Annotated in this window: 11 protein-coding genes and 1 tRNA gene; 4 read left to right on the top strand and 8 right to left on the bottom strand. The window is 69.6% G+C overall.

Annotation, left to right across the window (positions count from 1 at the left end; translation table 11 throughout):
* The first annotated feature begins 98 nt into the window (after window positions 1-98).
* Complete coding sequence (locus tag ABD056_RS13645) at window positions 99-302, top strand: DNA gyrase inhibitor YacG (RefSeq protein ID WP_343867407.1); 204 nt, start codon at window positions 99-101, stop codon at window positions 300-302.
* Between the two features lie 79 nt (window positions 303-381).
* Window positions 382-457, top strand: a tRNA-Phe gene (locus ABD056_RS13640).
* A gap of 133 nt (window positions 458-590) precedes the next feature.
* On the opposite strand, the gene ABD056_RS13635 is transcribed toward ABD056_RS13640, so the two are convergent.
* From ABD056_RS13635 to deoC, 8 genes are all read right to left on the bottom strand, one after another.
* Window positions 591-2,228, bottom strand: a complete 1,638-nt coding sequence (locus ABD056_RS13635) for an FGGY-family carbohydrate kinase (RefSeq protein WP_343867406.1) — start codon at window positions 2,226-2,228, stop codon at window positions 591-593.
* A gap of 45 nt (window positions 2,229-2,273) precedes the next feature.
* The gene (rbsK, locus tag ABD056_RS13630; RefSeq protein ID WP_343867405.1) at window positions 2,274-3,221 is read right to left on the bottom strand and encodes a ribokinase; all 948 of its coding nucleotides are present in this window, start codon (window positions 3,219-3,221) and stop codon (window positions 2,274-2,276) included.
* A gap of 59 nt (window positions 3,222-3,280) precedes the next feature.
* Complete coding sequence (locus tag ABD056_RS13625) at window positions 3,281-4,378, bottom strand: aldose 1-epimerase family protein (protein ID WP_343867404.1); 1,098 nt, start codon at window positions 4,376-4,378, stop codon at window positions 3,281-3,283.
* A 19-nt stretch (window positions 4,379-4,397) separates the two neighbouring features.
* Window positions 4,398-5,390: an ABC transporter permease gene (locus ABD056_RS13620; protein WP_343867403.1), complete on the bottom strand. Its 993-nt coding sequence runs from the start codon at window positions 5,388-5,390 to the stop codon at window positions 4,398-4,400.
* Window positions 5,391-5,402: 12 nt separating this feature from the next.
* On the bottom strand, window positions 5,403-6,380 hold the full coding sequence (locus tag ABD056_RS13615) for an ABC transporter permease (protein ID WP_343867402.1): 978 nt from the start codon (window positions 6,378-6,380) through the stop codon (window positions 5,403-5,405).
* A gap of 12 nt (window positions 6,381-6,392) precedes the next feature.
* Window positions 6,393-7,898: a sugar ABC transporter ATP-binding protein gene (locus tag ABD056_RS13610; RefSeq protein ID WP_343867401.1), complete on the bottom strand. Its 1,506-nt coding sequence runs from the start codon at window positions 7,896-7,898 to the stop codon at window positions 6,393-6,395.
* Between the two features lie 95 nt (window positions 7,899-7,993).
* Window positions 7,994-9,040 (bottom strand): autoinducer 2 ABC transporter substrate-binding protein, encoded by a 1,047-nt coding sequence (locus tag ABD056_RS13605; protein ID WP_343867400.1) that lies wholly within the window; start codon window positions 9,038-9,040, stop codon window positions 7,994-7,996.
* Window positions 9,041-9,192: 152 nt separating this feature from the next.
* Window positions 9,193-9,873: a deoxyribose-phosphate aldolase gene (gene deoC / locus ABD056_RS13600; protein ID WP_343867399.1), complete on the bottom strand. Its 681-nt coding sequence runs from the start codon at window positions 9,871-9,873 to the stop codon at window positions 9,193-9,195.
* 265 nt (window positions 9,874-10,138) lie between these two features.
* On the opposite strand from deoC, the gene ABD056_RS13595 reads away from it, so the two are divergent.
* Both ABD056_RS13595 and ABD056_RS13590 read left to right on the top strand, forming a co-directional pair.
* Window positions 10,139-10,915, top strand: coding sequence for a DeoR/GlpR family DNA-binding transcription regulator (locus tag ABD056_RS13595; RefSeq protein WP_343867398.1), 777 nt, complete (start codon window positions 10,139-10,141; stop codon window positions 10,913-10,915).
* 69 nt (window positions 10,916-10,984) lie between these two features.
* Window positions 10,985-11,494 (top strand): DUF1440 domain-containing protein, encoded by a 510-nt coding sequence (locus ABD056_RS13590; RefSeq protein WP_343867397.1) that lies wholly within the window; start codon window positions 10,985-10,987, stop codon window positions 11,492-11,494.
* Window positions 11,495-11,508: the final 14 nt, after the last annotated feature.

Genomic DNA, 11,508 nt, shown 5'->3' with positions numbered 1-11,508 from the left:
GCAGCTGCGGCTGGTCGAACGCCCGGACCTGCCGGCGGAGCGGGTCGAGATCGTGTCGCTGTCGTCGTCTTCCCGTTGATCCTGCAAGAGAGCCTGCCGTGTCCGCACCTGTCGAAGCCGCCCGCGTCGCCACCGCCCACTGCCCCATCTGCGGCAAGCCGACGGAAGCCCGCTACCGCCCGTTCTGTTCCCGCCGCTGCGCCGACGTCGACCTCAACCGCTGGCTGGGCGGCGCCTACCGGGTGCCGACCGACGAGCCGCCGCCCGAAGGCTACGTCCCCGAACCCGACGAACAGGGCTGACAAAAAAGTGTTTTTTTGTGCTGGACAAGGGGATGCGGGTTCCGTATAAAGCCGACCTCACGACGTTACGGCGTCAAGTGCCCAGGTAGCTCAGCTGGTAGAGCAGGGGATTGAAAATCCCCGTGTCGGCGGTTCGATTCCGTCCCTGGGCACCATTCTCTTTCCGACCCGGCGTCGGACTGCAGCCGCTCCTCGGCAACGGGAGCGGCTTTTTGCTGTCTGGTGTTCGGGACGGCACGGCACCGGGCAGGTGCCGGTCCCGCCAGGTCCCGCCCGGTGCCGTGCCGGTCAGCCGTCGTGCATGAGGGCGCGGTAGGCCATCTGGTCGTCGTAGAGGCGCTGGAACACCCGGTACTTGTGGTCGTGGTAGGCGCGCGCCGGTCCCTCGGCGGCGGCGATGACGCGGCCGGCGCGGCTCATGGCGGCCATGGCGGCGGGGATGTCGGGCCACGCCCCGGCCGCCACCGCCCCCAGCACCGCCGAGCCCAGCAGCACCGCTTCCGGTTCCTCCGGCAGCACCACGGCGCAGCCGGTGGCGTCGGCATGGGCCTGCAGGAATACCGGGTTCTTGGTGCCGCCGCCGCAGGCGAGCACGGTGTCGATGGCATAGCCGGCGCGGTTCATGGCCTCGATGATGTGGCGGGTGCCGTAGGCGATGGCCTGCACGGTGGCCAGGTAGAGCCGCGCCAGGTCGTCGACGCTGTCCGACAGCCGCAGCCCGCTGACCATGCCGCGCAGGGTGGCATCGGCGCGCGGCGAGCGGTTGCCGTGGAAGTAGGGCAGGACGTGCAGGTCGGCGGTCAGCTCCGCCACCGCCACGCCCTCGTGCGCCGCGAGGGCGGCCAGATGCTCGTTCAGAAGCTGGTAGACGGTGACGCCGGAGCGCTCCGCCGCCGTCGCCAGGTCGGCGTGGCGGGGGTGGCCCTGCACCACATGGTCGACCAGGGCCCCGGTGGCCGACTGGCCGCCTTCCGCCAGCCACAGGCCGGGCACCATGGCCGACCAGTAGGGCCCCCACACGCCGGGAATGAAGCGCGGGGCGCCGGTGCTGACCGCCATGTGGCAGCTGGAGGTGCCGCCGATCAGGGCCAGCCGGCGGTCGAAATCCACCCGCCCGCATTCCGGCACGGCGGCGCCGATCACCCCGATGCCGCCGGCATGGGCGTCGATCATGGAGGTGCCGACGGCGATGCCGGCCGGCAGCCCCAGGTCCGCCGCCGCCTGCGGCGACAGGCCGCCGGCGATGGCGCTGCCGACGGCGCCCACGTCGGTGCCGATGCGGGCATGGCCCTCGTCCACCAGATCGCCGAGGCCGACGGCGCGCAGGTAGTCGTCGTCCCAGCGCCCTTCGTGGCCGAGGTAGGTCCACTTGCACACCAGCGAGCACAGCGACCGCCGCAGCGACCCGGTGGCGCGCCAGGTGAGGAAGTCGGGCAGGTCGAAGAAATGCGCCGCCCGCCGCCACGCCTGCGGCAGATGGGTCTTCAGCCACAGCAGCTTGGGCGTCTGCATCTCCGGCGACAGGCGCCCGCCGACGTAGCGCAGCACCTCGTGGTCGCCGGCATTGATGCGCTCGGTCTGGGCGATGGCGCGGTGGTCCATCCAGACGATGACGTTGCGGGCATCGTCGCCGCCGGGGTCGACGCTGACCGGCTTGCCGGCGGCGTCCACCACCACCAGCGAGCAGGTGGCGTCGAAGCCGATGCCGACCACCTGCGGCGCCTCGGCGCAGGCGGCCAGGGCCTCGCGCACGGCGGCGCAGACGGCGGCCCAGATGTCGTCGGAGGATTGTTCCGCCCACTCCGGTTCCGGCCGCCACAGGCGGATCGGCCGCACCGCCGCCGCCAGCCGGCGGCCTTCAAGGGTGAAGATGCCGGCGCGGGCGCTGCCGGTTCCGACGTCCACTCCGATGACGGCGGGCTGCATCGCGGTGTCTCCTTGCAGACGGCCCTGGACCTGCTCCGCCCGGCCTCAGGCGGGCTGGCGGCCGGTGTCGAGGCTGGCGCAGAAGGCGTCGAAGGCCTGCTGCGTGGCATAGGACTTCTGCGTCCCCGGTTTGGTGATGCTGTCGGCGGCATAGCGCACGGCCTTGTGCAGCGCCGCGTCGAGGTCGCGGGTGGCGACGTAGTAGCGGGCGAAGCTGCCGATGAAGGCATCGCCGGCGCCGGTGGTGTCCACCGGCTGCACCCGCACCGGCTCGATGCGGCGGGTGGCCTCGCCGGCGGTGACCAGCAGGGCGCCGCGCGCCCCCAGGGTGACGATGACGGTGCGGATGCCGCGCGCCACCAGGGTGCGGGCGGCGGCCTCGGCCTCCGCCTCCGACGTCACCGGCAGGCCGGTGATGGTCGCCAACTCGGTCTGGTTGGGGACGAAGAAGGTCACCGTCTCGATGCGCGCCGGGTCGAGCAGCGGGTCGGCCGGGGCCGGGTTGAGCAGCGTCTCGATGCCGTGGCGGGCGCCGAAGTCGATGGTGTGGTAGACCGTCTCCAGCGGCACTTCCAGCTGCATGACGATCAGGTCGCACTCCTTCAGCGCCTCCGCCGCGCGGTCGACGTCGGCGGGGGAGAGCAGGGCATTGGCGCCCTTGACGATGAGGATGCTGTTCTCGCCCGACGGCTCCACGAAGATGGGGGCGACGCCGCTGGAGGTGCCGGGCACCCGCTCCACGAAGCGGGTGTCGATGCCCGAGGCCTCGAAGTTGCGGATGGTGTTGTCGGCGAAGATGTCGTCGCCGACCTTGGTGACCATCATCACCTCCGCCCCCAGGCGTGCCGCCGCGATGGCCTGGTTGGCGCCCTTGCCGCCGCAGCCCATTTCGAAGCGCGGCGCCTCGATGGTTTCGCCGGGGCCCGGCATGCGGGCGGTGTAGGTGATGAGGTCGACCATGTTGCTGCCGACCACGGCGATCTTGCCGGACATGGCCTTCTCCTTCGTCTGGCGGCGGGCCGCGCCGGGGCGGCGCCGCGATGGGGTGTCGGTCACAGGGCGCGGATGGCGGCTTCGGCGGCCTCGGCCTCGGCGGCGGTCAGGTAGCCGAGGCGGACGGAGAACCGCCGCGTCTGCCCGCCGGCCAGGGTCTGCACGTTGCCCTTGGCCTTCTCGGCGGCGTAGCCCTCGGGCTCGCAGGTGGAGGGCAGGGCGAAGGCGTTGACCTTCTGGTCGCTGTTGACCAGCACCCAGCGCACCGTCTTCGGGAAGTCGCGCACGTCGTAGGCGATGTGGAAGGCATCGCCCTCGCGCCGCCGCGCCATCAGGGCGGTGCGGCCGTCGGCGCCGCTGCGCAGGCCGCGGATGTAGAACACCTGTTCGGGGTCGTAGCGGGCCGGCTCGTCCAGCACCTCCATCACTGCCGGGTCGCGCGCCAGGGCGTCGAGCAGGGCGTCGTAGGCCTCGCTGCGCGGCACATGGGCCGGCACCTGGGTGCGGACGACGGTGGCCTCGGGCGTGAAGGGGGCCGGCTGGACGATGCGGGCGCCGTCGCAGAAGGCGAAGTTGACGTGGCACATGTACATGAGGTCCATGGCCGCGCCGGACAGGTTCTCCACCGCCATCTCGATGTCGAACAGGGCGCTGTCGGGCCGCAGCACCACCCGCGGCCGCGCCATGTAGTGGGCGCCGAAGCCCATCACGTATTCCCGCCGGCCGGACAGGGCGAGGAACGGCCCTTCGGCATCGCGGCCGAGTTCAAGGGCGGCGGCGTCCATGGGGGCGCAGGGCATCTCGCCGTGCAGGGGGTGGCTGTCCTGCGGGCCGGGGCAGCCGTTGCGCAGCAGGCCGGAATGGAAGGCGAAGCAGCCGTAGGTGCCGACGATGACGTCGGCCGGGCGCGGCATGTCGAACATGTTGGCCATGGTCAGGTCGACGCCGTCGAACACGGCATCCCAGATCATCTGGCCGAAGTAGGGCAGCACCACCAGATGGCCGCGCCGGTTGGTCAGGCGCACCGCCTCGATGCCGCTGTCGTAGCGGAACAGGCTGGCGGTCAGGCCGTCGGCCTCGACCAGCACGCGCTCGGGCTCGTCGAAGAAGCTGCGGCGCAGGGCGATGGTGGTGGTGGTGTGGTCGCGGTCGCTCATGGTGTCCTCCCCCGTCCCGTCAGCGGGTGCGGTTCTTGAAGGCATTGATGGCGATCACCAGGAGCAGGAAGGCGCCCCAGATGAAGTCGATCAGGTGGTTGGAGAAACGCAGGATCTGGAAGCCGCTGGCCAGCAGCATCAGCGCCACCACGGCGATGGAGATGCCGAGCACCGTGCCCTTGCCGCCGGCCGGGTTGGTGCCGCCGAGCACCGCGATCAGCACCGCCTGCAGCAGGTAGGAGGTGCCGTAGTCCGACTTGGCGGCGTTGGTGCGGCCCGACAGGATGATGCCGGCCACCGACGCCAGCACGCCGGTCAGCATGTAGCTGTAGAAGATCATGCGTTCGCGCTTCAGCCCGGCGAACAGGGCGGCCTTCGGGTTGGTGCCGATCAGCATGAGGTTGATGCCGAAGGTGGTCCGGCTGAGCACGAAGGCGATGATGGCGGCGATGACGATGAACAGCACGAAGGGCGTCGCCAGCCCGAACACCTTGCCGTTGCCGAGGAAGGCCCAGGCTTCCGGGAAGCCGACCAGCGCAGGGCCGCCGGTCAGCACGATGGCGAGGCCGGTGAACACCTGCCCGGTGCCGAGGGTGGCGAGGATCGGGATGATCCCCGCCCGTGTCACCAGGAACCCGTTGAGTGCTCCCGCCACCACGCCGGTGCCGATGGCCACCACGCCGCCCAGCAGCACCACCTGGAAGGGGGCGTCGGCGATGCCGGTGTCGCCGGCCAGCCGGTGGAACACCACCCCGGCCAGGATGCCCGACAGGTTGGCGATGCCGACCACCGAGAGGTCGATGCCGCCGGTCAGCATGGCGATCATCATGGCGATCGACAGCAGGCCGAGTTCGGGGAAGATGTAGGTGATCGACTCGAAGTTATAGTAGCGCAGGAACTTGTCGGGGCTGAGCGCCGCCATCACCGCGAAGATCAGGATCGTCATGACGATCAGCTGAACGATGTTGTTGTCGCGGTTGAGCAGGCTGCGGAAATCCATCTGGTACTTCATGATCCAGCCTCCTCACGCCTGCCGCCGGCGGTCACGCCAGGCGGTGACGGCGGTCGCGATGATGATGATGATGCCCACCACCACACGCTGCCAGGTGGTGTCGACCTTCATGATGATCAGGCTGTTCTTGACCATCACCAGCATGAAGACGCCGAGCATGGTGCCGAGCACGGTGCCGCGGCCGCCGAAGATGGAGGCGCCGCCCAGCACCACCGCGGCGATGACGTCCAGCTCCAGCCCCACGAAGTCGCGCGGGTTGGCAAGCCAGATCATGCCGCTGTGCAGAAGCCCGGCGAAGCCGGCCAGGGCGCCGGCGGTGCAGTAGACGAAGAAGATGGTCTTGCGCAGGTCGAAGCCGGCCCGCCGTGCCGCTTCCGCATCGCCGCCGAGGGCATAGACGCTGCGGCCGATCATGGTGTAGCGCAGCACCAGATGCATGGCGAGGGCAAGGCCGAGGTAGATCAGCACCATGGCCGTCAGGCCGTAGGTGGTGCCGTCGGCCTTGGTGAAGCTGAGCACGTCGGTGCGGGCGAAGTCGATCAGCGCCGGCGGCATCTTGTTGATGTTGATCATGCTGGTGCCGACCACGCCGAGCAGGAAGCCGCGCACCATGGCGCCGGTGCCCAGCGTGACGATCAGCGGGATCATGCGGAACTTGTAGACGAAGAAGGCATTGAGGCTGCCGAACAGCAGGCCCATGACCGCGGCGGTCAGGAACGGCAGCGCCACCCCGTCGTAGCCGAGGTAGAGCATCCCCTTGACGGTCAGGTACATGGCGGCCACCGCGAAGGCGGGGAACGACACGTCGATGCCGCCGGAGATCAGCACCAGCAGCACGCCGAGCGCCATGATGCCGATGATGACGTTGCTGCGCAGCAGGCTGAACAGGTTGTCGAGCTGCCAGAAGGCCGGATTGACCAGCCCGATGACGATCATGGCGAGCACGAGAATGCCGGCGATGACCACTTCCGAACGGCGGAGCCAGGTCATGACGTCCCCCCTTTACGTAAACGTCTTCAGCATGTCGCTGACCTGTTCTTCGGTCGTCGCGGCGGTCTCCACCTCGTCGACGAAGCGGCCGCGATGCATGAGGACGATGCGGTTGCAGTTCTGCACCAGTTCCAGCACGTCGTCGGAGATCATCACCACCGCCAGCCCGTGCCGCACGGCCAGCTCGCGGATCTTGCGGTGGATCTCGGCCTTGGAGCCGACATCGACGCCGACCGTCGGGCCGTTGAGGATCAGCACGCGGGCATCGGTCAGCAGCCAGCGGGCCAGCACGACGCGCTGCTGGTTGCCGCCCGACAGCTCGATCACCGGCTTTTCGCCGGTGGGCGTGGCGATCTGCATGGACTTGATCATGCCGCTGGTCATGGCGTCGGCGCGGTGGCGGTCGATCACCAGCCGCGGCGCCAGACGCTCGTAAGACGTCGCCAGCATGTTGCGGTTGATGCTCTGGGCGAGGAACAGGCCCTCGGTCAGGCGGTCTTCCGGCACATAGGCGATGCCGGCCTCGATGGCGTCGTGGGTGGTGCGCAGGGTGACGGGCGCGCCGTCGACGCGGACCTCGCCGCGGTAGCCGGGCAGCATGCCGAACAGGGTCAGCGCCACCTCGGTGCGGCCGGAGCCGAGCAGGCCCGACAGGCCGACGATCTCGCCCGGACGGATGGCGAGCGACAGCCCCTCGAACCGGCCGGGCACCGCCAGGTCGCGGATTTCCAGGCGCGGCGGCGGCGGCTCGGCGCCGGCGGGCGGGCTCCAGACATAGGGCTCGTTGAGGATGTCGGTGCCGGTCATGTGGCGGGTGATGGAGGCTTCGTCGAAGTCGCCGGTCGGCCCCTCGGCCACCTTGCGGCCGTTGCGGATGACCGTCATGCGCTCGCTGATCTCCAGCATCTCGCGCATCTTGTGGCTGACGAACAGGATGGCGATGCCGCGCGACTGGATGTCGTGGACGATGCGGAACAGCGTCTCCACTTCCTTGCGGGTCAGCGCTGTGGTCGGCTCGTCCATGATGATGAGGCGGGCGTCGGACATCAGCGCCCGGGCGATGGCCACCAGCTGCTTGCCGGCGGTGGGCAGGCGGCCCACCTCGGCGTCGAGGTCGAGGTCCACCTTCAGCCGCTCCACCGCCTCGGCGGCGATGGCACGGGTGCGGCGCCAGTCCATCAGGCTGCGCTTTTCGCGCAGGTGGACGTTCATGGCCAGGTTTTCGGCGACCGTCAGGTTCCCGAACAGCGAGAAGTCCTGATAGATCACCTGCACGCCGTGGCCGATGGCGGAAATGGGCGTCAGGCGGCTGACCGGCTGGCCGTCGATGAGGATGCTGCCGCCGTCGGGCTGGTAGACGCCCGACATGACCTTGATGACCGTCGACTTGCCCGACCCGTTCTCGCCGGCCAGACAGTGGATCTCGCCCGCGCGGATGGTGAGGGAGATGTCGTCGAGGGCGACAACGCCGGCAAATTCCTTGCGGATGTCGCGGAGTTCGATGAAAGCGTCCGACATGATCAGCCCGCCATCTTCAGGGTTCGGAGCGTGTGCGGAAGGAAGGGGCGCGGCGGAGGGCCGAAGGGGCCGCCCGCCGCGCCCGGCAGGCACGCTCAGAAGTCGTACTCGTCCATGTTGTCCTTGGTCACGCCGACCCAGCCCTGGCCGTAGACCAGGTTGGTCTTGGCGCCTTCCGGCGTCGACAGGTCGGTGTAGCCCGGCAGGCCGAGGTCAAGGCCGGCCTTGATCTGGTCGCCCTGGCCGGTGAGGGCCATGATCGCCAGCATGTTCATGGCATAGCCGGCGACCGCCGGATCCCAGAACTGGATGTACTGGATGTTGTCCTTGGCGAGGTATTCGCCCGCCACCGAAACAAGGCCGGTGCCGGCGAAGAACAGCTTGCCGTTCAGGCCGCGCTCGGCGACCAGGCGGCCGGCGCCGGCCGAGGTCGGCATCGGACCACCGACGATGCCCTTGAGGTCGGGGTAGGTGGTCAGTACTTCCTTCAGCTTGTTGTAGTCGGTGTTGGCGTCGTCATAGGTCTCCAGCCGGTTGGTGACCTGCTCCATCTTCGGGAAGTGTTCCTTCTGATAGGCGACGGCGCCGTCGATCCACTCGTTCTGCGACTTCGACGTCAGGCTGCCGACGGTGGCGACGTACTTGCCTTCGCCGCCCATGTAACCGCCCAGCACTTCCATCAGCTTGGCGCCGTAGGCGTGGTTGTCGAAGGCTTCCAGCACGTAGTCGGCGTTCTGGATGTTGGACGCTTCGTGGGCGATGACCACGATGCCGCGGTCGCGCGCCTTCTTCAGCACCGGCTCCACCGCCTCGACCGAGAACGGGACGACCAGGATGGCGTCGACGCCCTGGGCGATGAGGTTTTCGATCAACTGCACCTGGGCGGCGGCGTCGGCCTGGCTCGGCCCGACCATCCAGGTGTCGTGGCCGGTGTCGGCGCCGAACTGCTTGACGCCGTCGCGCATGCGGTCGAACCAGGCGATGCCGTCCACCTTCACCACAGTGGCGATGCTGAAGGTCTTGCCGGCGGCGTCGGTCTTGAAGGTCGCGATCTTTTCAGGCGTCGGCACCACGTCGGCGGCCAGGGCGGGCGTCGCCAGCATGGCCCCGGCAACCATCAGCGAGGACAGAAGCTTCTTCATGATTGAACTCCCTTGGAAGACGTCCCGCGTCGCTGCGCGGTCCCATGAAGTCTCGCGGGGGCCGGATCTTGTGCGGTCCGGTCGGCGCGGTTCCGTTGGGATGAGGTCCGGCGGGGCCGGTGGCGCGGACGGAACCGCCGCGCCGCAAGGGCTCAGGCCGTGCCGCCGCCGATGATGGCGACGCTGGCGCTGGCGCCGATGCGTGAGGCGCCGGCCGCGATCATGCGGCGGGCGTCTTCGGTGGTGCGCACCCCGCCGGAGGCCTTCACCCCCATGGCGGGGCCGACGGTGCGGCGCATGAGGGCGACGTCGGCTTCGGTGGCGCCGCCGCCGGCAAAGCCGGTGGAGGTCTTCACGAAGTCGGCGCCGGCTTCCTGCGACAGGCGGCAGGCCAGCACCTTTTCCTCGTCGCTGAGCAGGCAGGTCTCGATGATCACCTTCAGCAGCGCGTCGCCGCAGGCCTGCTTGACGGCGGCGATGTCGTCGCGCACGGCGTCGGCGCGGCCCGCCTTCAGCAGGCCGAGGGGCACCACCATGTCGACCTCGCGGGCGCCGTGACGCACCACCCATTCCGCCTCCGCCGCCTTGATGGCGGTGGGGTCGGCGCCGAACGGGAAGCAGATGACGGCGCAGGGCGCCACCGCCGTGCCGGCCAGCCGCTCGGCCACCAGCGGGATGTACAGCGGGTTGACGCACACCGCCTTGAAGGCATGGGTGCGGGCCTCGTCGCACAGCCGCTCGATCTCGGCGGGCTGGGCATCGGGCCGCAGCAGGGTGTGGTCGATGTAGCCGGCGAGGTCAGCCGGCGCCAGGGATTCGGCTGGGTTGGACATTTGTCACGCTCCCCGGACGGCAGTGGAGGGACTTTACCGTCCGCTATGTGATTATTCTAACATTTTGTGATACGATGGTTCCACTCAGATCGCGGGGCGTCAAGGTTAAAACATCACGGTGGAAGGGCGCCCCCGGCGCGCGGCAGGGTTGCGTGGCATGACGATTGCCGCTAAACCGCCGCAGGCGGCGGCCCGATCGCGGCACCGTCGCCGCGCCGGAGCCGCCCGGGCCCTGCTTGACTCTTCCTTTTGGCGAGAGGCTGCCATGTCCAAACGTCGGGCGGATCGCCTGGATCAACTGCAAGCAACGCTGGAGGCCGGGGGATTCCTGCGGCTGAAGGATGCGGCGCGGCTGCTGGATGTGTCGGAGATGACGGTCCGCCGCGACATTGCGGCGTGCAACGGGCGGTTCACCTACCTCGGCGGCTATATCGTGGCGAGTGCCGAGTCGCCGGGCGGCATGGGCTACATCCTCGACCGCGAGCGGGAGTCGCACACGCCGCTCAAGCGGGCGGCGTGCGAGGCGGCGCTGCCGCTGGTGTCGCCGGGCCAGACCATCTTCCTCGACTGCGGCACCACCATCCCCCACCTCGCCACCCGCATTCCCGCCAACAGCGGCATCACGGTGGTCTGTTACGCCATGAACGTGGCCGAGATCGTGTGCAAGAAGCCGGGCATCCGGGTGGTGATGCTGGGCGGGCTCTATCACAGTTCGTCGGCATCGTTCTCCAGCGCCGAGTCGCTCGACATGCTGCGCGGCATCGGCATCAACACCGCCTTCATCTCGGCCGGCGGGGTGCACGGCTCGTTCGGCGTCAGCTGCTCCAACTTCCACGAGGTGGACATCAAGCAGACCGCCATCGCCAATGCGGTGACCAAGGCGCTGGTGCTGGATTCCAGCAAGTTCGACACGGTGAAGCCGGTGTTCTTCGCCCGCCTGGACGCCTTCGACGTGGTGTGCTGCGACGACCGCATCGCCGAGACCGCCCGGGCCGAGGTCTCCGCCGCCGGGGCGCGGCTGATGCTGGCGCCGACGGGCTGATCCAACCCGGCCCGGCGGCCGGCCGTTGCTTCCTCCGGACCCCTCGGCCGGAAGAAGGAGACGCCGCCCATGCGCCTGCGCGCCTTTGTCATCGACAGCCTTGTGACCGCCGCGGCGGGGCTGATCGCCACCCACCTGACCAACACGGTGCAGGCGGTGCTGGCGCGCCTGATGCCGGCCGACGCCCAGCGGCGGGAGGAGGAGGCGGCCTTGCCGCTCGACCCGTCGCAGATGGCGGCCAGGCGGGCCGCCGGGCTGCTCGGCATCGACCTGCGCGGCAAGGCGCTGGAGAACGGCGGCTGGGTGGTCCACTACGCCACCGGCCTCGGCTGGACGCCGGTCTACGTGCTGCTGCGGCGCTACGGCCGGCTGCACCCGGGCGGCGCGGCGCTGGTGTGCGGCGGTGCCATGGCGCTGCTGCTGGACGAGGGGCTGGTGCCGGCCCTCGGCCTTGCCCGCGGGCCGCAGGCCTACCCGTGGGAGACCCATGCCCGCGGCCTGGTCACCCATCTCGCCTTCGGCGTGCTGGTGGCGGCGGCGGTGGAACTGCTGTGGACGGGCAGCCGGCGCTGGCGGTGAGGGTGCAGCGGCCA

This window comes from Caenispirillum bisanense (genome assembly GCF_039523075.1).
GTDB lineage: Bacteria > Pseudomonadota > Alphaproteobacteria > Rhodospirillales > Rhodospirillaceae > Caenispirillum > Caenispirillum bisanense.
Note: the sequence above shows the minus strand (reverse complement) of the source record. Positions and strands in the feature narration are given on the sequence as shown.